This window comes from Streptomyces sp. NPDC101194 (assembly GCF_044767885.1).
Lineage (GTDB): Bacteria > Actinomycetota > Actinomycetes > Streptomycetales > Streptomycetaceae > Streptomyces.
This window is the reverse complement of record NZ_JBIWOS010000007.1, coordinates 150,303-176,088: the sequence shown is the minus strand read 5'-3', so window position 1 is coordinate 176,088 and position 25,786 is coordinate 150,303. Positions and strand designations below refer to the sequence as shown.

The following is a 25,786-nucleotide window of genomic DNA, read 5'->3' as shown; positions in this document are numbered from 1 at the left end:
CCGGGCGCCCGAACGCGTTGTTCCGCGTGACGGCCGTGGCGGGGAGGGCCCCGAGCCCCCACCACGGCCGCGGCGCCGCCCGGAGCCCCGGGCCCGGACGTCCGGCGCTACGCGAGACCGGAACGCTCCAGCGCGTCCGTCCCGGCCCGCAGGGCCGCGATCCGCTCGTCGAGCGTGAAGCCGGCCGGAGCCAGGGTCAGTGTCGTGACGCCCGCCGCGGCATACGCCTGCATGCGCTCGGCGATCCGCTCGACCGGACCGAGCAGCGTGGTCTGGTCGATCAGCCGGTGCGGCACGGCGGCGGCGGCACCGTTCTTGTCGCCGGACAGGTACTTGTCCTGGATCTCGGCGGCTTCCTTCTCGTACCCCATGCGCTGCGCGAGCTGATTGTAGAAGTTCTGCTTGCGGCTGCCCATGCCGCCCACGTACAGCGCGGTGTACGGGCGGAACATGTCCGCGAGACCGTTGACGTCGTCACCGACGGCGAGCGGCAGCGTCGGGCAGACGTCGAAGCCCTCCAGGGTCCGGCCGGCCTTCTCCCGGCCCGCCCGCAGGTACTTCACGGCGGTGTCCTCGAGGTGCTCCGCGGAGGGGAAGATCAGCAGCGCGCCGTCGGCGATCTCGCCGGTCTGCTCCAGGTTCTTCGGGCCGATCGCCGCGATGTAGAGCGGGATGTGTTCGCGCTGCGGGTGGACGGTGAGCTTGATGGGCTTGCCCGGACCGTCCGGCAGCGGGAGCGTCCAGTGCTGTCCCTCGTACGACAGCCGCTCGCGGGACATCGCCTTGCGGACGATCTCGACGTACTCCCGGGTGCGGGCCAGCGGCTTGTCGAACTTGACGCCGTACCAGCCCTCGGAGACCTGCGGTCCCGACACGCCGAGGCCGAGCCGGAACCGGCCGCCGGAGAGCGAGTCGAGGGTGGCGGCGGTCATCGCGGTCATGGCGGGCTGACGGGCCGGGATCTGCATGATCGCGGAGCCGACGTCGATGGATTCGGTCTGGGCGGCGACCCAGGAGAGCACGGTCGGCGCGTCGGATCCGTACGCCTCGGCCGCCCAGCAGACGTCGTATCCGAGGCGGTCCGCCTCCTGGGCGACGGCGAGGTTGTCGCCGTCCATCCCCGCGCCCCAGTAACCGAGATTGATGCCGAGCCGCATAACCGCTCCCCTTACTGATCAGTAACGCCCCTGAGCTCCGGACTCTAGCGCGCGGCGACGTGATCCGGCAGGGGCGACTTGGTGCCGGGTTGTCCACAGGCTTCCGCCGAGTGGGGCTCTGGCCAGTAATCTCAGCGCCCATGGAGCAGAGGCATCTCGGCCGCACCGGCCTTCGAGTGTCCCGGATCGGGCTCGGCACCCTCACCTGGGGCCGGGACACCGACGAGCACGACGCCGCCGAACAGCTGAAGGCCTTCTGGGAGGCGGGCGGCACACTGGTCGACACGGCGGACGTGTACGGCGGCGGGGAGGCCGAATACCTGCTCGGGCGGCTCACCGAGGGCCTGGTGCCCCGGCACGATCTGGTCATCGCCACGAAAGCGGGCAGCGTGGCCGACCCGTACCGGCGGTTCAACAGCTCGCGCGGGCATCTGCTGGCCGCGCTGGACGCCTCCCTGGAACGGCTCGGCACGGACCACGTGGACCTGTGGCAGATCCACGCCTTCGATCCGGTGACCCCGCTGGAGGAGACCCTTCAGGCGGTGGATCTGGCGGTGTCCACCGGACGCGCCAGGTACGCGGGCGTGTCGAACTTCTGCGGCTGGCAGCTCGCCAAGGCGGCGACGTGGCAGCTCGCCTCGCCCGGGGTGCGCACCCGGCTGGCGAGCACGCAGATGGAGTACTCGTTGTTGCAGCGGGGCGTGGAACGCGAGGTCCTGCCGGCCGCGCTCGATCTGGGAGTGGGGCTGCTGCCCTCCTCCCCGCTGGGCAGAGGGGTCCTGACCGGCAAGTACCGGACGGGCACTCCGGCGGACTCGCGCGGCGCCTCGGAACTGCTGGCTCCGTTCGTCGAGCCGTATCTCGACGGCCCGGCGAGCCGCATCGTGGACGCGGTGGCGACCGCCGCCGACGGCCTGGCCACGACGGCGCTCCAGGTGGCTCTCGCCTGGGTGCGGGACCGGCCCGGAGTGGTGGCCCCGATCGTCGGCGCCCGCAACGCGCAGCAGCTCACGGAGGCGTTGTCAGTGGAGGCGCTTAGTCTTCCTGACGAGATCTGCCAGGCGCTCGACGATGTGTCGGCGCCCGTGCACCGCTATCCCGACCAGGACTGGAGCACGCTGTGACTGCGCTTCCCCGGGGGGAAACCCCCGGCTCCCCGGCCGCCGACGACGCCGATGTCGCGGTCCCCTCCGCCGCCGCGCCCGCACCGTCCGCGCAGGACGAGGGTCACGAGGCGGACGAGGGGTCGCCCACGGCCGACGACGGTGCCGCCGAGGAGACGGACGGCGGCGCCGGCACAGGATCCGGGGCCGACGAGGCGGCGGGCGCGGACGCCGAGTCCGACGCGGCGGCCGCCGAGACCGAAGGCGCTTCGGAGGACACCGTCCGGACGACCGCGGCCGACGGTGCCGCGGAAGGGGCCGCCGACGCCCCCGCACCGCTCTCCGAGGCCGAGGCCGAGCTGGCCGCCCAGCGGGAGCTCCGGGAGCGGATCGAGAAGCGCAAGGCCGAGAAGAGCGGCCCCATCGCCGCCGGTGCGAAGCTGAGTGGCCAGGCGGCCGATCTGCTCGCGGCCGTGCGTGCCGTGGAGAGCGGCGAGAAGTCCGCTGCCGCGTTCTTCGACTCGCCCGCACCCGCCGCTCCCCGCCGGGCCGCCCCCGCACCCGCGCCGGCCCGCCCCCGCACACCCGAGCGGGCCCCGGCCCCGCGGGGCGCCTCGCCGGAGGCCGTGGCCGCCGCATCCGCCGTGCTGGCCGAGGGCGGGGCTCCCGAAGCGCTGGCGGGCCCGGCGGCCGAGGCGCTCGGCGAGCAGGCGGGCGACGCTCTGCGCGAGGATCCCTGGCGGCTTCTGGCCGTGCCGGGTGTCAGGCCCGAGCAGGCCGACGGTTTCGCCCGCGCCCTGCTGGGCTCCGCGTGCGGTCCGGACGACGAGCGGCGGACCGCCGCCCTGGTCGGCTGGCTGCTGGAGCGGGCCGCGCTCCAGGGCCATACGGCGCTCGACACGACAGCGGTTCGTGCCGCCCTCGCCGAGCGCTCGGTGACCGACCCCGGGGCGGCCGTCCGGCACGCGGTCGCCGAGGGCGTCGTCCTGGTGTTCCAGGAGGGCGAGGACGACGAGGACGTCCAGGATTCCGAAGCACCCGCGGGCCCCGGCGAGGAGGCCGAGGAAGGCGCGCGGGAGCCGGTACGGGTGCTGCTGGGTCTCGATCGGTACGCGCTCGCCGAGGAGAGCCTCGCCGACGGTCTGGCCCGCCTCGTCAACGCCTGCGAGAAGGACGCCGACTGGACGGAGGCGGCTTCGGCCGCGGCCTCCCCGTCGGCGGCCGAGCTGATCCGTGCGGTCGCGGCCCACGGACTGGTGGCACACACCGGCGGCGAGGCCGCCAGGGCCGAGCCCGCCGCGCTGCTCGCCGCGGCACACGGCCTCGGACTGCGCGCCCTGGGCACTGTGCACAGCGTCGACGGCAGACACCGGCTGGCCGAGGCGGCCGGCGATCCGGCGGCGGCCGTCACCCTCGCCGGACTGCTCTCCGGCGCGGAGGGCCCCGGCCGGGACGAGGAGGGTGCGATCGCCGTCGATCTGCTCGTCGTGCTGGACGCCCCGCAGCTGGACGTCGAGACCGCCGCCATTCTCGTGGAGTCGCTGGCCGACGGCACCCGGCTGGTCCTCAGTGGCGACCCGGGCGTACTGGGCTCGGCCGGTGCGGGACGGGTGTTCGCGGATGTGCTGGCGGCTCGCGCCTGCCCGCAGATCGTCTCCCGCACGCCGGATCCGGGACCGATCGGCGAGCTGGTCTCCGGCATCGGCATCGGTGAGCTGAACCAGGTCGAGGCGCCGGGCAAGGAAGTGGTGATCGTCCCCGTGCGCGACGCGGGCGAGGCGGTGCACCGCACGGTGCAGCTGGTCGCCGACTCGGTGCCGCGCGCCATCGGCGTGTCGTCGGCCGACACTCAGGTGATCACCGTCGGCCACGGCGGTTCGGCGGGCACCCGGGCGTTGAACGCGGCGCTGAAGCAACGGCTCAACCCCGGTCCGGGGCGGTTCGGCGGCTTCGACCCCGGCGACCGCGTCGTCCACGTCCCGACGCCGGGCAGGACCGTGCCCGGGGTGGTCGTCTCGGCCGACGCCGAGGGCCTGCACCTGGACTGCGCGGGCACGAGGACCGTCGTGCCCCAGGGGCGGGTGGAGGCGTCCGTACGTCACGGCTGGGCCCTCAGCGCCCACCAGGCGGCCGCGATGCGCTGGCCCGCGGTGGTCGTCGTGCTGCCGGGCGACGCCGCGCAGGGTCTCAGCCGCTCCTGGGTGTACACCGCCTTCAGCCGTGCGGAGCGGCATCTTTCCGTCGTGCACGGGGTGGATCAGGCGCTCCAGCGCGCGGTCGCCCAGTCACCGGCCCAGGACCGCACGACGCGGCTGCGCACCCTGCTGGAGGCATCGGCCCGATGACCGGGCCGGGCATCGTCCCGCACCGCCGGACGGTCCCCGCGACCGTCCGGCGAACGGCTCAGGAGCCGTCCACCACCAGGCCCGTCGGCTTCTCGTCCGACTCGTCCTCGTCGAAGACGGCGCTGACGTCGAAGCGACAGACCACCAGCTGGGGATCGGCGTCGTCGAACGGTGTGCCGAGCCACTCCCCCGCCTCGGGAAGCTCCTCCGCGGCCGTGACCCAGAGCGTGGAGTCGCCCTCCTCCAGACCGAATTCCGTGTGCCGGGAAGCGATCTCGTCCGGTTCGTACTCACCGAAGAGCACCCCGAGCGCCGCGTGGACGCTGGAGCCGACGACCGCGGCGCTTCCGTGCGCTCGGTCGTCCGGATCGAGGTCGGCGATCCGCTGGGCCTGCGCGAGCAGGCGCGGCGGCTCCGCCACCGCGTAGTCGCGCCGGATCAGCACGCTGAGCGCGTTCGGCTCCTCGGGGCCGGCGTACGGCGGCAGGGAGTCCTCCGCACCCGGGATCTCGAAGGGAGTGACCTCGTCGTAGCGGTCGTAGAGCAGTTCGTCGTAGAACTCGGCAGCGGCGGCCAGTGCGTTGAACGCCTCGTAGACGGCGGGGTCGTCGTTCCCGGTCCGGCGTTCGACCGCATCGAGGTGACGGTCGAGCGCGGCTTTGATCGCTTCGGCGGCGGCACGTACCTCGGCAGCGGTGGGCTGCGCAGCATCAGACATAGTGCAGACGCTATCCGTACACGGGCTCTGCCCGCACAATAGATGCGATGCCGGAATACGAATTTGTCGATGTGTACGTGCCGCGCGGGGTGTCCCGCAAGGAGACGGCCCGCCTGCTGACCGACCACGCCGAGTACGGGCACTGGGAATTGGACCGACTGACGCTGCGCCGCGACGGCAGCCGCAGGGTGCGGCTGCGCCGACGGATCATCCGCCAGCTCCGGGCCACCTGGTGAGACGGAGCGGGCCCCGCAGTCGCGGGACCCGCTCCCTCAGCCCTGCTCTCGCCGCCGGTCCGGTCCGCTACGCGGACATCCGGGCGCGGCGGTAGAGGACCGTGCCCGCACCCGCCAGCAGCAGGCCCGCACCGGCCGGGATCAGCAGGTCGAGCCCGCCTGCTCCGGTGTGTGCGAGCTGCGCGACGTTCTGCACCTCGGGCGCGTTCGGCACGGTTCGCGGTCCCGGTGCCGGCGGCTTGCTCTGGGTGGCCGGCGTGACCGGGGTGCCGACCGGCGGTGTGACGACATCCGTGCCGTTCTCGCACGTGTTGCCCGTGACGGGGTTGAGCAGCCCGCCGATGGTGACGCTGTTTCCACAGGCGTTCACGGGGATGTCGATGGGCACCGCGATGTTGTTGCCCGAGAGGACACCGGGCGAGCCCTGCGCGACCCCCTCCGCCGTCGCCCCGCTCCCGGCGTCGCTCGTGACGGCCCGGTGCTTGCCGGTCCCCGCCCTGTGGGCCCGGGTCCGGTCCTCGGACACCTGGTCGCCCGAGGCGTGCCGGCCCTGCGCGGCGCTGCGCGGACCGTTCCCGCAGGCGTTTCCCGCCGCCGGGTTGAGCAGTCCCACGACGCTCACGGAGTTGCCACAGACATTGACCGGTACGTGCACCGGGATCTGGACCGAGTTCCCTGAAATCACCCCCGGGGAATTCGATGCGCCGCCGGACGCTCCCGCGTCGGCGTGCGCGTAGCCGCCGCTCAGCGCGAGCACGCCGCCCGCGGCCGCCACGGTGATCAGGCCTTTACGCGTGACCTGTCGCATAGGTTGTTTCCTGCCTTCTGCCTTCCGGAGTACCCCCGGACTCGACCGTGCGGGGGCGGAGTACCCAGCGGCCCCGGAGCGCGTGGTGTGCGCTTCGGGGCCGACCGGATTCAAACCCTTACGGGTTGACGCACAACGTCAGGCGTTGATGCAGGTGTTGCCGAAGGCGGGGTTCAGCAGCCCGATCACGGAGATCGTGTTGCCACACACGTTCACCGGCACGTGAATCGGGGCCTGGACGACGTTGCCCGAGAGCACGCCGGGGCTGCCGACAGCGGCGCCCTGGGCACCGGAGTCCGCGACGGCCATGCCCGCACCCGCGAGCACCAGACCACCAGTGACAGCCGCAGCAGCGACGACCTTCTTGATCATTGTTCCTCCTAGTTGGCAATGCGGTCCCAGCCGCGGACCGCATCACCTGTAACGAGGAAGAGGTAATCGGGCTACGAGCGTATGGTTCCTTTCACTCGTTCCGGTCAAATGCGCACACGCAGACGATTGTTGGCGCGGAAAACTGCCGGACCATCACCGTAGAACCGGCTGGGCACCGGAACCGGGCGGCGGAGAGTCAGCAGTTGTCGATGAAACGGTCGAGCACCCGGACACCGAACTGCAGACCGTCCACCGGAACACGCTCGTCCACACCGTGGAACATGCCCGCGAAGTCGAGCTCCGGCGGGAGCTTCAGCGGGGCGAATCCGAAGCAACGGATACCGAGGTCGTCGAAGGACTTGGCGTCGGTGCCGCCGGAGAGCATGTAGGGGACCGCACGGGCGATCGGGTCCTCGGCCTTGAGGGCGATCTGCATCGCATCGACGAGCGAGCCGTCGAAACTGGTCTCCAACGCCTTGTCCCCGTGCACGTCCTCGCGCTTCACCCGCGGCCCGAGGATCCGGTCCAGGTCGGCCAGGAACTCGTCCTCGAACCCGGGCAGGAACCGGCCGTCCACATGGGCGGTGGCCTGTCCGGGGATCACGTTCACCTTGTAGCCGGAGCCGAGCATGGTGGGAGCCGCGGAATTGCGGAGCGTCGCGCCGATCATCTTGGCGATGCCGCCCAGCTTGGCCAGCGTGGCATCCATGTCCTCCGGGTCGAGCGGGGTGCCGAGCGCGTCGGACAGCTCGTCGAGGAAGGACCGTACGGTCTTGGTCACCCGGACCGGCCACTTGTGCCGCCCGAGCCGTCCGACCGCCTCGCAGAGCTCGGTGATCGCGTTGTCGTCGTTGGTCATCGAGCCGTGGCCGGCGGTGCCGTCCACGGTGAGCCGCATCCAGTGCATGCCCTTCTCGGCCGTCTCGACGAGGTAGAGCCGCAGCTTCTCGTTCACCGTGAAGGAGAAGCCGCCGACCTCGCCGATCGCCTCGGTGACGCCTTCGAAGAGGCCCGGGTGCTTGTCCACGAGGTACCGCGCGCCGTACGTGCCGCCGGCCTCCTCGTCCGCGAGGAAGGCCAGCACGATGTCGCGCGGAGGCTTGCGCCCGCTGCGCATCCGGTCCCGGACGACCGCGAGGGTCATCGCGTCCATGTCCTTCATGTCGACCGCGCCGCGGCCCCACACACAGCCGTCCGCGACCTCGCCGGAGAACGGGTGGTGCGTCCAGTCGTGGGCGTTGGCCGGAACCACGTCCGTGTGGCCGTGGATCAGCAGGGCGGGCTTGGACGGGTCCTCGCCCTCGATGCGTGCCACGGTGGAGGCCCGGCCCTTGTGGGACTCGAAGATCTGCGGCTCCAGCCCGACCTCGGCGAGCTTCTCCGCGACGTACTCGGCGGCGCCCCGCTCCCCCGGTCCCGAGTGGTCCCCGTAGTTGCTGGTGTCGATCCGGATCAGCTCACGACAGAGGTCCACGACCTCGTCCTCGCCCGAGACGGTCCGGGCCGCGTTGGTCTCGCTCACACTGGTTCCTTCCACTGTCGCTGAGGTGCTCCCCCTCATCCTCCCGCGCCCGGCCCGCACGCCCAAGGCCCCCCGTCCCCCGTCATGCGCCCTTCACAGTCCCCCTGGCGTGATCGAGCACCCCCGAATGTTTGCTATTGTTTTCCACGTCGGAACGGGCCGGGCCCGCGAGACAGACACCTTGTCCGGGTGGCGGAATGGCAGACGCGCTAGCTTGAGGTGCTAGTGCCCTTTATCGGGCGTGGGGGTTCAAGTCCCCCCTCGGACACAGAGAAAGTGCCGATCAGGAGAGATCCTGATCGGCACTTCTGCGTTACGCCCCTCGGACTGCTCATGATCCCGAGCGGCCGCCGTTGAATCGGTTCACCGTGCGGCGTCCCGTGAGCCGCGCACACGCCCGCCCTGCCCCGGTACAGGTGATACGAGTACATGGGTCCCGGTTCGCGCGGGCCGAGACCTCGGGCCCGCGCGCCGGGTCGGATGCCGGGCGGATCGCACCGAACGGGACGCGGCGCCCTCGGCTCTCCCCGGGCGCCGCCACCGAGGCGCAGCGCGTGACCAAGTCGCGGGCCGGCGAGAGGGGCCGGATCGATCCGGACCACGCGGTGCAGGGGCGTCGGTTCGCAGTCGTGCGGGCCGCGCCGCCGGAGTACCGGCCCGACGCGGCGGCCGCGAAGTCCGCCTTCGCAGACGGGGAGTTCGGGCCGGACCGGGCGGGCGAGGCCCGGATCCACCCTCGCGGAGGGCACGACGTAACATCGGGGCTTTGCGCGATCTTCGTACTTCGCAAGGGGGAAGTGATGGGCGGCAGTCGCAGGCGGCGCGGCACGCTCCTCGCCGGGGCGGTCGCCGGGGCGGTCGCCGGGGCGATGCTCGTCTCCGGCATCGGGCTCTGGGCGACGGACAGTTGGCCTTTCCGGGACAGCTACTGCTGGGGCGCGTGGAAGCAGGACAGTGGTGCGGCCTTCCTCGGTGACGGCGGTGTCGCCAAGTCCGGTTCCGAGCGGCGCGCCACCGAGTCCGCACCGCCCTCGGCCGGACGTCACCATGCCCGCTGCACGGTCGCGGTGACCTCCACGGTCGCGGACGACGACTCGGACGAGCCGCTCAGGTTCAAGGACCAGGTGACGGTCGAGTACGGTCCGGTTCCCACCGGGGTCGCGGAGTATCGCGCCTGGATGGCCCGGTACTTCCACGGCTCGGCCTCCCGACTGCCCGACGGGCTCGACGGGTTGGTCGCCGGTGACCGGGCCATGCTGGTTCTGCCGGCCAGCTGCGACGTGGACGGCAGGCCGTCCACGGTGACGATCCACAGCGAGAGCACCGGCGACGGCCATCTGGGCAGAGTGAACATGCCGTTCACGATCGGCAGCCGGTACGACGTCACCCAGATGCTACTAAATGCCGCCAACACCGGTATGCGTGCGGCCGGTTGCGCACCGGACAAGCCGCTGCGCGCGACGTCGCCCATCGTGACGGTCGCCGAGGACGAAGAGGCCGCCAGATACCCGTTGTGCCGGATACCCGGGCTGACCTTCGAATTCAGCCGGGGCTCCCAGTACCAGGAGCAGGTGGGGGTGGTCGGCGAGCGCCTTCAGACCTGTTCGGTGGTGTGGCGCGCGCGAAGGGAGCCCGAAGAGCCCGCGGCGCAGTACGTGATGGCGGGCGAACCACGCATGGTCGCGCTGTTCAAGGGGCTTCCCGAAGGCGCCGACAAGGGACTCGTACGTACCGAGTGCCATGGTCGGCCGACGGTGTTCTACGGAAACGTCCAGTCGGGGCTGAAGGGTTCGGACAGCCACGACCGGCGAGTGTTCATGAACTTCACCGAGTCCGTGCGCAAGCGCATCGGGTGCGGGGCCGGTGAGGTCGCGTGAACGGCGAAGAAAGCGCAGAGAGCAGGGCATCGGCAGTGGACGACGAACAGACCCCGGTTCCTCGGGAACGGGAACAGCCCTCGGCTCCTCAGGGAGAAGAACGGGAAGAGCGGGGGGAACAGGCGCAGGAGCCCCGGCCCGGACCGTCCCCCGAGCAGCCGCCCGCTCCGGAGCGCCCTCCCCTGCTGCGCCGCCTGTTCCTCAGCCGCACCGCCCTCGCCGTCACCGCCGCCGGTCTGGTCGGCGCGCTCCTCGGCGCCGGTGCGGTGGCCTGGCGGACGGACACGCTCCCGCTGCTCGGTCCCGCCCCCTGCTGGGACTCGCTCAGCGACAGGACCATGTCGGACCTCTTCGGCGATCGCAGGACCAAGACCGAGGAGCAGTCCCTGCACGCCAATCCGCGCGGTTGGGAGGCGTCGTACGGACAGTGCCGCATCACCAGCTACAAGGACGACAACCCTCGCCGACAGGTGACCCTGCGGGTGCACCAGCTGGACGGTCTGCGGGGCACCGACGCGCACGAGTGGCCGCAGGAGTTCCTCGCGGGGGGCATGGTGTCGCTGGGCGACGGGCTGCCGGGGATGACCTCGTCGTCGCGCGCCTGGCTGGCGCTGCCGCAGAGCTGCACGGGCCGGGACAAGTTCACGGGCCCCACCGTGGTGGACATCGGCATGGGACTGGCCGGACTGGACGACGGGTCGGAGTACGACCGGAGGGACCGCGCCGCCCTGACCCGCGCGGTGGTGGAGGCGACCAATGGGGTCATCCGCGAATTCGGCTGCTCCGGCACCTACCGGATACCACGCGCCCTGCCCGCCCTCGTGGACCGGCAGGACACGAAGCCCCATGCCTTCTGCGGCGTCAAGGGCCTCACCGTCCCCGCGGCGTACCGCAAGGATCTGAGCCGGACCCGCGTCAGCGACGACGCCGGGCCCGCCCGGATCTGCGAGGCGAACGGGGGCTACGAACCCATCGTGCGGATGACCACCGTGACGGACCCGGCGCTGACCGAGATCTTCTCCAGGGGGGCGCGCAAGGCCGGTCTGCCGGTCAAGGGCTCCAAGGGAGTCGGTCGGCTCGACGGATCGCGGGCCGTCTACCGGGCGAGCTGCCAGACCGGGCCCGTGATCTTCATGGTGGAGCAGCTGGAACAGCCGACGGGCGAGGGTTTCGACCTCACGCGTGAGCTGCTGCCCGGCTACGTCGCCGCCGAGGCCGAGCGGATCGGGTGCGGCCCGGAGAAGGTGACGTTGCCGAGCGCCTGAGTCCGGGGTCGGGGCCCCGCGGGGCGGGCGGAACGGGCGATACTGTGCGCACACCGGCGAGACGAGAAGAGGGGCCCACCGCATCATGTTCACCGCCGCACCGGCAGGCGCACCCCGATGAGGGGGCGCGCGAAGCCCCCGGCGGCGCCGCTGCCGCAGCGGGACGGGATCGATCCGGTCCGGCTGCGCCTTCCCGAGGATCCGGACGGGCGGTGGGCGACGGTCCGCGACCATCTGCTGACACGGTTCGCGGACGCCATCGGGGCGGCGCGGGTGGACGCCATGTTCAGCGAGGGCCGGTTCGTCTCCGTGCGCGGCCCGGTGTCCGCCGACGAGCCGTACGCCGCGGGCGGGTACATCTGGTTCCACCGGGACTTCGCGCCGGAGGAGCCGGTGCCGTTCCCGGTCGGTGTGGTCCACCGCGACGCGCATCTCGTCGTCGCCGACAAGCCGCACTTCCTGGCGACGACGCCGCGCGGCCGGCACATCACCGAGACGGCGGTGGCCCGGCTGCGCCGCGAGCTGGACCTGCCGGAGCTGCAGCCCGCGCACCGGCTGGACCGGCTCACCGCGGGCCTCGTCCTCTTCGTCGTCCGGCCCGGGGAGCGGGGCGCGTACCAGACGCTGTTCCGGGACCGCCTGGTGCGCAAGGAGTACGAGGCGGTGGCACCGTACGATCCCGGCCTGGCCTTCCCGCGGACCGTGCGCAGCCGCATCGTCAAGGAGCGCGGCGTCATCGCCGCCCGCGAGGAGCCGGGCGAGCCGAACAGCGAGAGCCGGATCGAGCTGCTGGAGCACCGGGAGGGGCTGGGCCGCTACCGGCTGCTGCCCGCCACCGGGCGCACCCATCAGCTACGGGTCCACATGAACGGCCTGGGACTGCCGCTCGTCCACGATCCGGTCTACCCCGTCATCCGGCCGGAGGGTGCGGCCGACGACTGGTCGCGCCCTCTCCAGCTCCTCGCCCGATTGCTGGAATTCACCGATCCGGTCACGGGCGAGCCGCGCCGCTTCGAGAGCGGGCTGCGGCTCTCCTCGTGGCCGGACCGGTGAGCCGCCGTCCTCAGTGACCGCGGGCGATCCACTCGTCCAGTTGCGGGGCCTCCGCGCCGATGGTGGTGGAGTCACCGTGTCCGGTCCGGACCGTGGTCTCCGGCGGAAGGCCGAGCAGCCGGTCCCGGATGGAGTCGACGATGGTCGGGAAGTGGGAGAACGACCGACCGGTGGCGCCCGGCCCGCCCTGGAAGAGCGTGTCGCCGGTGAAGACGGTGGACAGCTCCGGGGCGTACAGACAGACGGCGCCCGGGGCATGGCCGGGCGTGTGCAGGACCTGGAGCGTCGTCCCGGCGATCTCCACCTCCTGCCCGTCGGTCAGTTCGCCGTCCGGGGCGCGGTCCGGGTGGGTCTGCTGCCACAGCGGCAGGTCGTCGCGGTGCAGCAGGATCGGTGCGCCGGTGGCGTCGGCGAGTGCCGGGGCCGCGTCGATGTGGTCGTTGTGCGCGTGCGTGCAGACGATGGCGCGCAGCGTACGACCGTTCAGCGCGGACTCGATGGCGGCGGCGTCGTGGGCGGCGTCGATGACGATCGCCTCGCTGTCGTCGCCGACGATCCAGACGTTGTTGTCGACGTCCCACTCCCCGCCGTCGAGGGCGAAGGTTCCGGAGGTGACGAGGTGGTCGATGCGGGCGGCCATCAGAGGACCACCACCGAGCGCAGCACGTCGCCCTCGTGCATCCGGTCGAAGGCCTGCTCGACGTCGCCGAGTCCGATGGTCTCGGTGACGAACGCGCCGAGGTCGATCCGGCCCTGCTGGTGCAGGTCGATGAGCATCGGGAAGTCGCGCGAGGGCAGGCAGTCGCCGTACCAGGAGGACTTGAGCGAGCCGCCGCGGCCGAAGACGTCGATGAGCGGCAGTTCCAGCTGCATCTCCGGGGTCGGGACACCGACCAGGACGACGGTGCCGGCGAGGTCGCGCGCGTAGAAGGCCTGCTTGTAGGTCTCCGGACGGCCGACCGCCTCGATGACGACGTCCGCGCCGTTGCCGCCGGTCAGCGAGCGGATCGCCTCGACCGGGTCGGTGGAGCGGGAGTTGACGGTGTGCGTGGCGCCCATCGTCTTCGCCGTCTCCAGCTTGCGGTCGTCGATGTCCACGGCGATGATCTTCGCCGCGCCCGCCAGCCGCGCGCCCGCGATGGCCGCGTCACCGACGCCGCCGCAGCCGATCACGGCGACCGAGTCGCCGCGCCCGACCTGCCCGGTGTTGATGGCGGCGCCGATGCCCGCCATCACGCCGCAGCCGAGCAGCCCGGCGACGGCCGGGGAGACCTCCGGGTCGACCTTGGTGCACTGACCGGCGGCGACCAGGGTCTTCTCGGCGAAGGCGCCGATACCGAGCGCCGGTGACAGTTCCGTGCCGTCGAGCAGCGTCATCTTCTGCTCGGCGTTGTGGGTGTTGAAGCAGTACCAGGGGCGGCCGCGCAGACACGCACGGCACTGCCCGCACACGGCACGCCAGTTGAGGACGACGAAGTCGCCGGGCGCGACATCCGTGACGCCCTCGCCGACGGACTCCACCACGCCCGAGGCCTCATGGCCGAGCAGGAACGGGAAGTCGTCGTTGATGCCGCCCTGCTTGTAGTGCAGATCGGTGTGGCACACGCCGCACGCCTGGATCTTCACCACGGCCTCGCCGGGGCCCGGGTCCGGGATCACGATCGTCTCCACCCGCACCGGCTGGTTCTTTCCCGGTGCGATGACCCCTTGCACCTGCTGCGACATACCGTGGTCTCCCTGTTTCCATCATTTCGCGAAGATCGAACACGAACAACCGTACGCCCCGTGAGGGTGTCACGGCGGCACGCCGCGTTGGCGGGAAACGACTGCCGTCCACCCGTCGGGATGTGCCGGTTCCGGTCAAATGATGCCGACTGCTGAACTTCGTCGGCCTCCGGGGGGTCCTTCGCTGCAGAGGGACCGCGGAACCGATACCTGCGGGGGCAGGGGTTCGTCGGTCCGGCCGAAGAGGAATGACGGATCACGGGGGAAGCACCTTGAACGAGATTGCCGAGATCACGGAGCAGACCGTCGAGCGGGTCGACGGGCCCGGACCGGCTCCCGGAGCAACCGCACCCGTCGGCGGACTCGTGCCGTACACCGACGCGTTGCCCGTGCCGCCGGTGCTGCGCCCGGACAGCGGCGACGTGCTCCGCGAGACCGAGATCGCCCTGTCACCCACCTGGGTGCGGCTGCACGCGCAGCTGCCGCCGACGCTGATGTGGGGGTACAACGGCACGGTGCCGGGGCCGACCATCGAGGTACGGCGCGGGGAGCGGATCAGGATCGCCTGGACCAACCGCATCCCCAGGGGCAGCGAGTACCCGGTCACCGCCGTGGAGGTCGGCCCGGTGAAGCCGGGCGAGCCGCTGCCGCACAACCGGCCCGGTCGCGACGGGGCCGAGCCGAACGCGGATGTGGCAGCGCTGCCCGCCTGGACGGTGACGCATCTGCACGGCGCGCAGACCGGTGGCGGGAACGACGGCTGGGCGGACAACGCCGTCGGCTTCGGCGACGCGCAGCTCTCGGAGTACCCGAACGACCACCAGGCCGCCCAGTGGTGGTACCACGACCACGCCATGAACATCACCCGGTGGAACGTCTACGCGGGGCTGGTCGGCACGTATCTGATCAGGGACGACGAGGAGGACGCGCTCGGCCTGCCGTCCGGCGAGCGGGAGTTGCCGCTGATCCTCGCCGACCGCAACCTGGACACCGACGAGGACGGCCGGCTCAACGGACGGCTGCTGCACAAGACGACGGTGGTCGTCGAGGCGGATCCGGAGACCGGGAAGCCGGTGTCCATCCCGTTCCTCGGCCCGTACACGACGGTCAACGGGCGCATCTGGCCGCACCTCGACGTGGACGACGCGTGGTACCGCTTCCGGCTCGTCAACGCGTCCAATGCCCGGATCTACGATCTGGTGCTGGTCGACGACGAGAACAATCCGGTCCCGGGCGTGATCCGTCAGATCGGCAGCGACGGCGGGCTGCTGCCGCGTCCGGTGCCGGTCGACTTCGACGAGGTGCTGCCGCAGCTGACGATCGCCCCGGCCGAGCGGATGGATCTGCTGATCAACTTCTCGGCCCTGGCCGGCCGCCGGGTCCGCCTGGTCAATCGGGGCAGGCTCGCTGCGGGGGTGCCGGATCCGGCGGCGAGTGTGCCGTTCCCGCAGGTGATGGAGTTCCGGGTGCGGGAGACGGGGCGGCGGGACGGTTTCGAGCTGCCCGAGGTGCTGTCCGGTTCCTTCCGGCGGTACGAGCACGGCGGGGTGGAGCACGGGCACCGGCTCGTCGTGCTGACGGCGCCGGGCACGGTCGGGGGCGGTGGCCACCCGGAGATCTGGGAGATGGCCGAGGTCGAAGAAGGCGCCGATGTGCGGGTGCCCTCGGACGGGGTCGTCCAGGTGCGGGGCGAGGACGGCACGGTGCGCACGTACCGCAGGATCGCCCGGACGTTCAACGACGGGCTCGGCTTCACCGTCGGCGAGGGCACGTACGAACAGTGGTCGTTCCTCAACCTGGGCGGCCCGACGCATCCGATGCACATCCATCTGACGGACTTCCAGGTGATGGGCCGGGAGGCGTACACGCTGGACGGCTTCGATCCCGCGGTCGGCGGAACCCGCTCCCCCGTGGCGTTCGACCACGGCACCAAGATCCCGACGCCGCCGAACGAACAGGGTTGGAAGGATGTCTTCCGGGTGCCCCAGGGGCAGTTGGTGAAGGTGCTCGGCACGTTCGACGGGGCGTACGGGCGGTTCATGTACCACTGCCATCTGCTGGAGCACGAGGACATGGGCATGATGCGGCCGTTCGTCGTGATGCCGCCGGAGGCGCTGAAATTCGACCACGGTGCCGGGCACGGCGGCCACCCGGGGCACGGCGGCTGACCCGCCGACCCGGCTCCCACCGATCGCCCCCGCGGGTTCCTCCCGCGGGGGCGGTCGTGCGTCCCGGACCTCGTGGACCCGCCCGGCCGGCGGCCGGCCCGCGCGCCCTCGGCCCGCGGACGCACGGCGCGGCCGCCGCACCTGCGCACGAGGGCTCCATGGGGAGGAATGCCAAAGGCGCGCGGTACGGGCCTCAGGGCGCGAGTACGTCCAGCTCGTGCAGGGCGCCCACCGCGATCTCCTTCGTCAGCCGCTCCGCCGCCACCGCGTCGCCCTCGCGCACCGCTTCGGCGAGCCGTACGTGGAGCGTGACCGCGGCCGGGTCCGGGTCCTCGAACATCACCTGGTGGTGGGTTCGTCCCGCCAGGACCTCGGCGACGACGTCGCCGAGCCGGGCGAACATCTCGTTGCCGGAGGCGTTGAGCACGATCCGGTGGAACGCGATGTCGTGCTCCAGATAGCCCTCCAGCTGCTGGCCGCGCGAGGTGGCGACCATGCCGAGCGCGCACTCGGTGAGGGCCGCACACTGCTCCGGGGTCGCGTTGCGGGCGGCGAGCCCGGCCGCGACCGGTTCGATCGCCGAGCGCAGCACGGTCAGGGACCGCAGTTGGCGCGGCCGGTCGGCGCCGGCCAGCCGCCACCGGATGACCTGCGGATCGTAGACGTTCCACGCCTCGGTCGGACGCACGGTCACGCCGACCCTGCGCCGGGACTCGACCAGGTGCATGGATTCGAGGACGCGGACCACTTCACGTACGACCGTGCGCGAGACGTCGAAGCGCTGGGCCAGCTCGTCGGTGCGCAGTACCTGTCCCGGCCGGTGCTCCCCCGCGGCGATCTCCAGGCCCAGGGTGTCCAGCACATGTGTATGCAGCCCAGGGCCCTGTGTGGTCATGGCCACCAGCCTACGGGGCCCCCTTCGGGAACAAAAAGTACGACGTTTATGTCACAGCATCTTGAATAAGTCGTACGTATGGGTTTCAGTAGCGCGACGGACCGATGTCGAGGAAGACGTCGAAGAGGACAGCGAGGCACCACCAATGAGCACCCCCCACGTCGTCGTGGTGATGGGCGTCGCAGGGACCGGCAAGACTACGATCGGCCCCCTGCTCGCCGCCGAACTCGGCGTTCCGTACGCCGAGGGCGATGACTTCCATCCCGCGGCGAACATCGCCAAGATGTCGGCCGGCACGCCGCTGGACGACTCCGACCGGTGGCCCTGGCTCGATGCGATCGGCCAGTGGGCACACGGCCGGGCGGGGCTCGGCGGAGTGGTGAGCAGCTCGGCGCTCAAGCGCGCCTACCGGGACCGGCTGCGGGCCGAGGCACCCGGCGCCGTCTTCCTCCATCTGACCGGCGACCGGGCTCTGATCGAGGCGCGCATGGCGGAGCGCAAGGGCCACTTCATGCCCACCGCACTGCTCGACTCGCAGTTCGCCACCCTGCAGCCGCTGCAGGAGGACGAGGCCGGCGTCTCGGTCGACGTGTCCGGCACCCCCGAAGAAATCACCCAGCGAGCCGTCGCCGCGTTGCGCCGGCTCGATAACTAAGGATCACCACCGTGACCAGTCTCAGCGTCGAGATGCTGGCAGCGGACGCCGTCGAACCCATCACTTCGGCAGGCAACGCGCAGTTGGGCATCGCAGTCCTGGCGGGCATCGCCGTCATCGTTCTGCTCATCACCAAGTTCAAGATGCACGCGTTCCTCGCGCTGACCATCGGCTCGCTGGCGCTCGGTTCCTTCGCCGGCGCCGCGCCGGCCAAGACGATCGCCAGCTTCACCGCCGGCCTCGGCTCGACCGTCGCGGGTGTCGGTGTCCTCATCGCACTCGGCGCCATTCTGGGCAAGCTGCTCGCCGACTCCGGCGGCGCGGACCAGATCGTCGACACCATTCTCGCGAAGGCGAGCGGGCGGGCCATGCCGTGGGCGATGGTCCTGATCGCCTCGATCATCGGCCTGCCGCTGTTCTTCGAGGTCGGGATCGTGCTGCTGATCCCGGTGGTGCTGCTGGTCGCCAAGCGCGGCAACTTCTCGCTGATGCGGATCGGCATTCCGGCGCTGGCCGGCCTCTCCGTGATGCACGGCCTGATTCCGCCGCACCCCGGCCCGCTGGTGGCGATCGACGCCCTCGGGGCCAACCTCGGTGTCACGCTGGCGCTGGGTGTGCTGGTGGCCATCCCGACGGTGATCATCGCGGGCCCGGTCTTCTCCCGCTACGCCGCCCGCTGGGTGGACATCAAGGCGCCGGAGAAGATGATCCCGCAACGGGCCTCGGAGGAGCTGGACCGTCGTCCCGGCTTCGGCGCCACCCTGGCGACGATTCTGCTGCCCGTCGTGCTGATGCTGGTCAAGGCCCTGGTCGACATCGTCGTGGACGACCCGGAGAACCACGTCCAGCGGATCACCGATGTGATCGGCTCGCCGCTGATCGCCCTGCTCGCGGCCGTCATAGTCGGCATGTTCACGCTGGGCCGGGCGGCCGGTTTCTCCAAGGGCCGGCTCTCCACCACCGTGGAGAAGTCCCTCGCCCCGATCGCGGGCGTGCTGCTCATCGTGGGTGCGGGCGGCGGTTTCAAGCAGACCCTCATCGACGCCGGTGTGGGGCAGATGATCCTGGACTTCTCCAAGGACTGGTCGATACCGGCGCTGCTGCTGGGCTGGCTGATCGCCGTCGCGATCCGGCTCGCGACGGGCTCGGCGACGGTGGCGACCATCTCGGCGGCCGGCCTGGTCGCCCCGCTGGCCGCGGACATGTCGACGTCCCACGCCGCCCTGCTGGTCCTCGCCGTCGGCGCGGGCTCGCTCTTCTTCAGCCATGTCAATGACGCCGGATTCTGGCTGGTGAAGGAGTACTTCGGAATGAACGTCGGTCAGACGATCAAGACCTGGTCGGTGATGGAGACCATCATCTCCGTCGTCTCGCTGGCCTTCATCCTGCTGCTGTCGCTGGTCCTCTAGCGAGCGGCTGCCCGCACGGTCCTCCCCCCACGGCGCATGCCGGGACCGTGCCCGATGGCGCTCGACCGGCCCGGTACGCATGCCACGGCGTGCCCCGGGCCGGTCGAGCGCCATCGCCATGTGCCCGGTCGGCACGATCCCGATCGCGAGCGTCGGCCGGTCGTGGACGGGGGTCGCGTTCGTGCGCCACGGCAGCGGCGCAAGACCGGTGCACCGCATCGATGCCCCGGTGCCGGTCGTCACCGACGCCGCGCCCGCAATCCCGGCGCCGGTCGTCACCGGCGCCGCGCCCGCGGTCCGGGCCGCGTACAGCTTCTCTGCGCCGCTGAACCGGGGGCCGCGGGTACCTGTCCGTACCCGACGTCAACTCCGCCCGTTCACGCCATAGTTGGAGACGCCCGATCGGGTGCGCGTCCCGGCGCCGCGCCCGGCCGGACATGCCAGACTTGGCGCCATGTCGAACCGTGAACCTCTCAAGCCTTTTCTGCTCACCTTCCCCGGGCCGCTGCGCGACCGGTTGGTGGGGGCGGTGCTCGCCGGCGAGAAGGTGTCGACCACCGGATTGCTCGCGGAGTACGAGGCGGAGAAGGAGGAGCTGCCTCCCGTGGGTGAGCGGTCCGCGCTGATCGACTCCGACGGCCGGGAGATCGCGGTGCTGGAGGTGACGGAGGTACGGGTGCTGCGCCTCGGGGACATCGATCTCCAGCACGCGATCGACGAGGGCGAGGGCGACACCTCGGTGGCCGAGTGGCGTGCGGGGCACGAGAAGTTCTGGCACAGCCAGGAGATGCGGGAGGCGCTCGGTGACCCGGAGTTCACGGTCGACGACGACACCATGGTCGTCGCCGAACGGTTCCGGGTCGTCGAGCTGCTCGATCCCGTCGTGGGTGAGGCGGAACGGTAGGCGGGACGCGTCGGGCCGAGAGGAGGGCGGCGGGGTCGGCCGTCCGTGGGTCGGCGCCGGGGGCGTGGAGCGGTTGCTCGGACCGACGGGGGGCAGACGCGCCCTGATCCACCGGGTCCGGGATCGGGTTCGGACAGCCGACGGGGGCGTTCGAGGTCCTGGCCCGTGGTGTCGCTCCGGACCGAAGCACGCACGCCTGCGGCGAGGGGCGGGTCGCACCCACCCCCCGGGGGGTGGATGCGGCCCGCCCCTCGCCGACAGTGTGGAATCGGCCTTCGCCCGACCGTCCGGCGACGGTTCTCACAGAGGCAGCGGGCTGCCTTCGATGCCTTCAGGCCGGTTGATCGGGTGATCGAGGAGAACCTCGTCCACAACGGCGAATCCGTTCGTGAGGGTCATGGCCCGGGGGGCGAGCTCCTCGACGACACTCTCGGCCGCGTCGGGGAGCTGCCTCACCTGAGCACTGGTCAGGTGCCCCTCCGCGAGCAGGTCCCCACTGTGGGCCGCGACGCGGCGCAGGGTGAACAGGCGGTGCAGCAGAAGCAGTTGGCGCTCCGCCTCAGGATCATCGGCCTGGACTGCGGCATCCAGAAGAGCTTGTGCCGCCTGGCGGTGCGCGAACGCGTCGACCAGTTCCAGAGCCGGTGTGACGGTGGTGTTCCATCGGTTGAGAGGGTCGCCGGCCTTTCCGCTGCGCAGGCGGGTACGCGCACGCTGATGCCAGATGCCTTCGATGTCCGCCAAGAGGTCTTGGAGGAAGACCGGATCGTCGAGCTCGCGGTCCTCGGGCGGCGCATCGTGGGACGCCTTCGGAGTGAAGTGCCCGAGGAGCATCTCACCGGCCGCCTTGACCCAGATGACAAGGTTGTCGCCCTCCGCCGTGATGGTGCCCTCGTTGGCCGCCAGCTGGCCCGCGATCCCGTTGGCCAGGAAGAGCCCCTGCGCACCGCAGCGTTCGCGGCACTCGGTCATGACTGCGCGGGCCCGCCAGGTGATCCAGCCCTTGGCTATGGCCGCGAACCGCTCGCCGTTCTCCCGCTCCGATTCCGTCGCCTGCGCCCACTGCCGTACCGCGGCGCGGTGCAGGAGCGTCGCGGCGTAGGTGGTGGCGATGGCGTCGATGAGCGGGGCGTGGTGGCTGCGGTGCGCGAACAGCGGAACGCTGCCACGGGCCGAAACCCCGGAAGTCTGCCGCGTGTGGGCATGTCGTACGGCCACGGCGAGCGCGTGGCGCGTGACACCGAGGCTGTAGCCGCTCATGCAGAGCTTGCCGGTGGTGACGCGGCCGATGGAGCGCAGGAAGCGCTTGCGGGGGCTGCCGATCGAACTGGTGAAGACGCCTTCCGGTGTGAGGTGCCCGTGGTCGGACTGCAGAAGCGCATCCTGCGGCAGCCGGACATGGTCGAAGGACGTGACGCAGTGGTCGACGGGGGCGGTGGCCGTCTGCGGCAGCCTGCGTATCTCGACCCCTGGCATCGGGAGCCCGGCATCGTCGCTGAGCGGAGTGAGAAACAGGAAGACGCCCTGGTCCTTCCCGTCCACGATGAGGCGGGCGGCGACGACAGCGGTCTTGGGACCGCCGGTGGGACTGGTGTTCGGCATGAACTTGCGGGCGGCCGCGTGGGGGGTGTTCAGCACGAACTCGCCCGTGGCCCGTTCGTACGTGGCGGTGGTCTCCAGTTGCGCGGCGCTGTTGCCGTGCCCCGCCTCCGTGCACAGGAACGTTCCCGTACGCCGCAGCTCGGCGAACTCCCGCAGATCACGGTCCGGGCCCGCCGTGTGATCGAGGAGGCTGCCGAGGAAGAGGTTGTAGTGGATGCTCGCCACTGTGCCGAGTCCCGCGTCCACCGGGCCGACCCACTCGTGGAGTGCCGCGAGTCGTTCCACGTCGACCACGAGGTCCTCGGGGCTGTCGAGTGCGTCGTTGATCAGGTGTAAACGCTCGTAGGACAGCGCGGCGCGTTCATCGGGCGACAGCCCTTCCCTGAAGCGGAACGGCTCAGTACTGAACAGCTTGCGCCAGGGCTCGTGGAATTGCTCCAGCTGTCCGCCGAAGAGCACCCGTTTCAGCGCCGCGACGGTGGAAGCTGCCTGGTCGGAGGAGAGCGAGGTCTTGATCACGCTTCGGAACGCTAGCTCATACGTTCGGTCATCACGGAGTGGTGATCAACACGATTAAGATCATCCGAATGACGGTATCTGCTCACTTCGAGGTCTCGGCAACCCTGCTCGGGTCAGGGAATGAGTGAGGGCCCCGACCGGCCGACACCCGGAGGGCCGGGGCCTCTGCTCAAAGACGGAGCAGCCACCGCTGCCGCCTCCATCAGGGGGAGTCGTCACCCTCCGCGCCCCGCCGGTCCATGTGGGCGGCGACGCCCTCCGGGCTCCGGATCGGTGCCTGCGCCGACGGGCCCGGCGCGCGGGCGGCCGAGAGAGCCGGCCCGACGCTGTGGCCGATCGGGTCCAGTGGCACCGCCGGCCGGACGATCCGGGGGTCGTCCCGGATGAACAGGCCGGGCGGCGCCGCGACGACATCGGCCTCCAAAAGGAGTTGACGAACAGTCAGAAACGATGTGGTCCCGACCCGGTTCATCGGCAGCGGCATGCCGTGCCGGGCGAAGAACTCCTCGGCCTCCCGCCGCGGAGCGGTCTCCGCGCCCGGCAGGACCCGCGCGTGCTCGGTGAACGCCTCGCCGACGACGGTGGCGGTGACGCCACGGCCCCGGTCCGGGGCGGGCCGGGGCGGGCCCGGAAGCCGGGGACCCGAGGATGTGCGTGCCCTACCCCACCGCCCGCGCGGCCGCCCGGCCCGCCGTGCGGCCGGAGAACATGCAACCACCGAGGAAGGTTCCTTCCAGCGAGCGGTAGCCGTGCATCCCGCCGCCGCCGAATCCGGCCGCCTCCCCCGCCGCGTACACGCCGGACAAGGGCGTGCCGTCCTCGGTGAGCACGCGCGAGGACAGATCCGTCTCCAGCCCGCCGAGCGACTTGCGGGTCAGGATGTTGAGCCGTACGGCGATCAGCGGGCCGGCCTCGGGGTCGAGGATGCGGTGCGGCGGCGCCGTACGGATCAGCCTGTCGCCGAGATAGGCGCGGGCCCCGCGGATCGCGGTGATCTGGAGGTCCTTGGTGAAGGGGTTGGCGATCTCGCGGTCGCGCGCGGTGATCTCGCGGCGCAGTTCGGCCTCGTCGATCAGTGGTTCGTCGGTGAGCGCGTTCATCCCGCGGACCAGCGCGCCGAGGTCCTTCTCGACGACGAAGTCCGCCCCGTTGTCCATGAACGCCTTCACCGGGGCCGGTACGTCCGCGCGGGCCCGGCCGATCACGTCGCGGACCGACTTCCCGGTCAGGTCCGGATTCTGCTCGGAGCCCGAGAGCGCGAACTCCTTGCCGATGATCTTCCGGTCGAGGACGAACCAGGTGTGGTCGTGGCCGGACCTCATGATGTGTTCGAGGGTGCCGAGGGTGTCGAAGCCCGGGAAGAGCGGGACCGGCAGCCGTTTGCCGCGGGCGTCCAGCCAGAGCGAGGACGGTCCCGGCAGGATCCGGATGCCGTGCCTGGCCCAGATCGGGTTCCAGTTCTCGATGCCCTCGGTGTAGTGCCACATCCGGTCGCGGTTGATGTGATGGGCACCGGCCTCCTCGGCGATGCCGAGCATGAGTCCGTCGACATGGGCGGGGACGCCGGAGAGCATCTTCGCGGGCGGGGTGCCGAGCCGACCGGGCCACTGCTTGCGTACGAGGTCGTGGTTGCCGCCGATGCCGCCGGAGGTGACGATCACCGCCTGGGCCCTCAGCTCGAAGGTGCCGGCCGTCACCCGGCTGGACGCGGTGCCCCGGGCGGCCGCGCTCGGCTCCAGGATCTCCCCGGTCACCGTGTCGACGGAGCCCGTGGTGCGCGCGAGCCCGGTGACCCGGTGGCGAAACCTCAGCCGGACGAGTCCCTTGGCCACGCCCTCGCGGACCCGTCGCTCGAAGGGGGCGACGACGCCGGGGCCGGTGCCCCAGGTGATGTGGAAGCGGGGCACCGAGTTGCCGTGCCCGTTCGCGTCGTAGCCGCCGCGCTCCGCCCAGCCGACGACGGGAAAGAGCCGCAGCCCCTGGGCGTACAGCCAGGAACGCTTCTCACCGGCGGCGAAGTCGACGTACGCCTCGGCCCACTTCCGTGGCCAGCGGTCCTCCTCACGGTCGAAGCCCGCCGTGCCGAGCCAGTCCTGGAGGGCCAGCTCATGGCTGTCCTTGACGCGCAGTCGGCGCTGCTCGGGCGAGTCGACGAGGAAGAGGCCGCCGAAGGACCAGTGCGCCTGGCCGCCGATCGACTGTTCGGGCTCCTGGTCGAGCAGGATCACCGACCGGCCCGCGTCGACCAGCTCGGCGGTGGCCACCAGCCCCGCGAGTCCTGCCCCGACAACGATCACATCAGCGTCGTACGCCATGGGTTCCATCCTTTTCGGGGTGATCCGGTCACGGCCACGGTGGCGGTCCGGCTCGGACGCCGGAAGTTACTCGTGCGTCAGATCCTCTGCACCGGCCGCCGCGGCGTCAACCGCCCGGTCGGCCGCACTCCGGCCGCACCCTCGGGGCGCAGGCGCTATCGTCGAAACAAATCACCCACCTCCGGCCTGACTTGAGGTAGAAGCGTGTCGGTGCTGGTTTTCGTGCTCGCCGTGAGTGCCGCCTGCTGTCTGGGGTTCGGCTTCGTCCTTCAGCAGGCCGCCGCTTCGCACGCCCCGAGGAGCGACTACCTCTCGCCCCGGCTGCTGCTGGACCTGATGCGGGTGCCGAGCTGGCTGGCCGGGATCGGGCTGATGGTCTGCGGCATGGTGCTGGGCGCCCTGGCTCTGGGCAAGGGCGAGGTGTCCGTCGTCGAACCCCTGCTCGCCACCAACCTGCTCTTCGCGATGGCCCTGTCCCGCCATCGCACCGGGCAGCGGCTCGGCCGGCAGGGCTGGTCCGGGCTCTGGCTGCTGGCCGGCGGGGTCACCGCGTTTCTGCTGGCGGGCGAGCCGAGGGGCGGCGAGGCGGTGACCGATCCGCTGCGGCACTGGCTGTTGATCGGCGCGGTCGTGGGCGCGGCCCTGCTGCTCACCACTTTCGCCAAGCGCTCGCAGTCCGGCGCCGCCCCGGCGCTGCTCGCGGTGGCGGCCGGACTGCTGTACGGACTCCAGGACGCCCTCACCCGGCTCAGTGGCCAGCGCCTGTCCGAAGGGGGGTGGATGGAACTGGTGACGTCGTGGCAGCCGTACGGGGTGGTGGCACTGGGGGTGACGGGGCTGCTGCTGGTGCAGAGCGCGTTCGAGACGGGCCCGCTGAGGGTCTCGTTGCCTCCGTTGACCGCGTCCCAGCCGCTGGCCGGGATCGCCTGCGGGGTCGGTTTCCTCGGTGACCAGTTGCGCACCGACGCCGGCGCGCTGGCCTGGCAGGCCGTCGGCCTCGCGGCGATCGTCGTCGGGATCGTGCTGCTGGGACTGCATCCGGCGATGCCGGAGGGGCCCGTGGGCGGACGCCGGGAGAAGAGTCTCCAGCCGAACTGAACCGACGTCTGTCCGGTCACAGGGGGGGTGACCGCCCTGG

22 protein-coding genes and 1 tRNA gene are annotated in these 25,786 nt (G+C 71.3%); 12 read left to right on the top strand and 11 right to left on the bottom strand.

The window, feature by feature from the left end:
* Positions 1 to 107: 107 nt before the first annotated feature.
* The gene (locus tag ACIRP2_RS25510; RefSeq protein WP_404254031.1) at positions 108 to 1,157 is read right to left on the bottom strand and encodes an LLM class F420-dependent oxidoreductase; all 1,050 of its coding nucleotides are present in this window, start codon (positions 1,155 to 1,157) and stop codon (positions 108 to 110) included.
* A gap of 140 nt (positions 1,158 to 1,297) precedes the next feature.
* On the opposite strand from ACIRP2_RS25510, the gene ACIRP2_RS25505 reads away from it, so the two are divergent.
* Together ACIRP2_RS25505 and ACIRP2_RS25500 are read left to right on the top strand one after the other, a co-directional pair.
* Positions 1,298 to 2,281, top strand: a complete 984-nt coding sequence (locus tag ACIRP2_RS25505) for an aldo/keto reductase (RefSeq protein ID WP_404254029.1) — start codon at positions 1,298 to 1,300, stop codon at positions 2,279 to 2,281.
* Positions 2,278 to 4,605, top strand: coding sequence for a helix-hairpin-helix domain-containing protein (locus ACIRP2_RS25500; RefSeq protein ID WP_404254027.1), 2,328 nt, complete (start codon positions 2,278 to 2,280; stop codon positions 4,603 to 4,605). Before ACIRP2_RS25505 ends, ACIRP2_RS25500 begins: the two co-directional genes overlap by 4 nt.
* A 58-nt stretch (positions 4,606 to 4,663) precedes the next feature.
* Here ACIRP2_RS25500 and ACIRP2_RS25495 read toward each other — a convergent pair whose 3' ends face one another.
* On the bottom strand, positions 4,664 to 5,323 hold the full coding sequence (locus ACIRP2_RS25495; protein ID WP_404254025.1) for a hypothetical protein: 660 nt from the start codon (positions 5,321 to 5,323) through the stop codon (positions 4,664 to 4,666).
* A 47-nt stretch (positions 5,324 to 5,370) separates the two neighbouring features.
* On the opposite strand from ACIRP2_RS25495, the gene ACIRP2_RS25490 reads away from it, so the two are divergent.
* Positions 5,371 to 5,559, top strand: a complete 189-nt coding sequence (locus tag ACIRP2_RS25490) for a DUF5703 family protein (RefSeq protein WP_030918345.1) — start codon at positions 5,371 to 5,373, stop codon at positions 5,557 to 5,559.
* 67 nt (positions 5,560 to 5,626) lie between these two features.
* On the opposite strand, the gene ACIRP2_RS25485 is transcribed toward ACIRP2_RS25490, so the two are convergent.
* The 3 genes from ACIRP2_RS25485 to ACIRP2_RS25475 form a co-directional block, all read right to left on the bottom strand.
* Positions 5,627 to 6,367, bottom strand: a complete 741-nt coding sequence (locus ACIRP2_RS25485) for a chaplin (RefSeq protein WP_404254023.1) — start codon at positions 6,365 to 6,367, stop codon at positions 5,627 to 5,629.
* Positions 6,368 to 6,505: 138 nt separating this feature from the next.
* Positions 6,506 to 6,739: a chaplin ChpH gene (chpH, locus tag ACIRP2_RS25480; protein ID WP_376278252.1), complete on the bottom strand. Its 234-nt coding sequence runs from the start codon at positions 6,737 to 6,739 to the stop codon at positions 6,506 to 6,508.
* 196 nt (positions 6,740 to 6,935) lie between these two features.
* Positions 6,936 to 8,261 (bottom strand): M20/M25/M40 family metallo-hydrolase, encoded by a 1,326-nt coding sequence (locus ACIRP2_RS25475; RefSeq protein ID WP_404254021.1) that lies wholly within the window; start codon positions 8,259 to 8,261, stop codon positions 6,936 to 6,938.
* Positions 8,262 to 8,444: 183 nt separating this feature from the next.
* On the opposite strand from ACIRP2_RS25475, the gene ACIRP2_RS25470 reads away from it, so the two are divergent.
* From ACIRP2_RS25470 to ACIRP2_RS25455, 4 genes are all read left to right on the top strand, one after another.
* A tRNA-Leu gene (locus tag ACIRP2_RS25470) sits at positions 8,445 to 8,529 on the top strand.
* Positions 8,530 to 8,815: 286 nt separating this feature from the next.
* Positions 8,816 to 10,138: a hypothetical protein gene (locus tag ACIRP2_RS25465; RefSeq protein ID WP_404254019.1), complete on the top strand. Its 1,323-nt coding sequence runs from the start codon at positions 8,816 to 8,818 to the stop codon at positions 10,136 to 10,138.
* A 35-nt stretch (positions 10,139 to 10,173) separates the two neighbouring features.
* On the top strand, positions 10,174 to 11,403 hold the full coding sequence (locus ACIRP2_RS25460) for a hypothetical protein (RefSeq protein ID WP_404254017.1): 1,230 nt from the start codon (positions 10,174 to 10,176) through the stop codon (positions 11,401 to 11,403).
* Between the two features lie 117 nt (positions 11,404 to 11,520).
* Positions 11,521 to 12,456: an RluA family pseudouridine synthase gene (locus ACIRP2_RS25455; RefSeq protein WP_404254015.1), complete on the top strand. Its 936-nt coding sequence runs from the start codon at positions 11,521 to 11,523 to the stop codon at positions 12,454 to 12,456.
* Positions 12,457 to 12,466: 10 nt separating this feature from the next.
* On the opposite strand, the gene ACIRP2_RS25450 is transcribed toward ACIRP2_RS25455, so the two are convergent.
* Together ACIRP2_RS25450 and ACIRP2_RS25445 are read right to left on the bottom strand one after the other, a co-directional pair.
* On the bottom strand, positions 12,467 to 13,096 hold the full coding sequence (locus ACIRP2_RS25450; RefSeq protein WP_404254013.1) for an MBL fold metallo-hydrolase: 630 nt from the start codon (positions 13,094 to 13,096) through the stop codon (positions 12,467 to 12,469).
* The gene (locus ACIRP2_RS25445; RefSeq protein ID WP_404254011.1) at positions 13,096 to 14,181 is read right to left on the bottom strand and encodes an S-(hydroxymethyl)mycothiol dehydrogenase; all 1,086 of its coding nucleotides are present in this window, start codon (positions 14,179 to 14,181) and stop codon (positions 13,096 to 13,098) included. Before ACIRP2_RS25445 ends, ACIRP2_RS25450 begins: the two co-directional genes overlap by 1 nt.
* 248 nt (positions 14,182 to 14,429) lie before the next feature.
* Between ACIRP2_RS25445 and phsA the strand changes: the two genes are divergently transcribed.
* Positions 14,430 to 16,349 (top strand): O-aminophenol oxidase PhsA, encoded by a 1,920-nt coding sequence (gene phsA, locus ACIRP2_RS25440; RefSeq protein WP_404254009.1) that lies wholly within the window; start codon positions 14,430 to 14,432, stop codon positions 16,347 to 16,349.
* 193 nt (positions 16,350 to 16,542) lie between these two features.
* Here phsA and ACIRP2_RS25435 read toward each other — a convergent pair whose 3' ends face one another.
* Positions 16,543 to 17,244, bottom strand: coding sequence for an FCD domain-containing protein (locus ACIRP2_RS25435; protein ID WP_351084230.1), 702 nt, complete (start codon positions 17,242 to 17,244; stop codon positions 16,543 to 16,545).
* 145 nt (positions 17,245 to 17,389) lie between these two features.
* Here ACIRP2_RS25435 and ACIRP2_RS25430 point away from each other — a divergent pair, with 145 nt between their 5' ends.
* The 3 genes from ACIRP2_RS25430 (at position 17,390) to ACIRP2_RS25420 (ending at position 20,212) form a co-directional block, all read left to right on the top strand.
* Positions 17,390 to 17,899 (top strand): gluconokinase, encoded by a 510-nt coding sequence (locus ACIRP2_RS25430; protein WP_351084232.1) that lies wholly within the window; start codon positions 17,390 to 17,392, stop codon positions 17,897 to 17,899.
* A gap of 11 nt (positions 17,900 to 17,910) precedes the next feature.
* Positions 17,911 to 19,308 (top strand): GntP family permease, encoded by a 1,398-nt coding sequence (locus ACIRP2_RS25425; RefSeq protein ID WP_404254006.1) that lies wholly within the window; start codon positions 17,911 to 17,913, stop codon positions 19,306 to 19,308.
* A gap of 454 nt (positions 19,309 to 19,762) precedes the next feature.
* A complete protein-coding gene (locus ACIRP2_RS25420; protein WP_404254004.1) occupies positions 19,763 to 20,212 on the top strand; it encodes an ASCH domain-containing protein in 450 nt (149 codons plus the stop codon).
* A gap of 300 nt (positions 20,213 to 20,512) precedes the next feature.
* On the opposite strand, the gene ACIRP2_RS25415 is transcribed toward ACIRP2_RS25420, so the two are convergent.
* From ACIRP2_RS25415 to ACIRP2_RS25405, 3 genes are all read right to left on the bottom strand, one after another.
* Entirely contained in the window at positions 20,513 to 22,333 is a 1,821-nt protein-coding gene (locus tag ACIRP2_RS25415) for an acyl-CoA dehydrogenase (RefSeq protein WP_404254002.1), read from the bottom strand.
* 202 nt (positions 22,334 to 22,535) lie between these two features.
* A complete protein-coding gene (locus tag ACIRP2_RS25410; protein ID WP_404254000.1) occupies positions 22,536 to 23,051 on the bottom strand; it encodes a hypothetical protein in 516 nt (171 codons plus the stop codon).
* Positions 22,993 to 24,648: an FAD-binding dehydrogenase gene (locus ACIRP2_RS25405; RefSeq protein WP_404253998.1), complete on the bottom strand. Its 1,656-nt coding sequence runs from the start codon at positions 24,646 to 24,648 to the stop codon at positions 22,993 to 22,995. The genes ACIRP2_RS25410 and ACIRP2_RS25405 overlap by 59 nt, the downstream gene beginning before the upstream one ends.
* Before the next feature lie 204 nt (positions 24,649 to 24,852).
* Between ACIRP2_RS25405 and ACIRP2_RS25400 the strand changes: the two genes are divergently transcribed.
* On the top strand, positions 24,853 to 25,746 hold the full coding sequence (locus ACIRP2_RS25400) for a DMT family transporter (protein WP_404253996.1): 894 nt from the start codon (positions 24,853 to 24,855) through the stop codon (positions 25,744 to 25,746).
* Positions 25,747 to 25,786 lie beyond the last annotated feature (40 nt).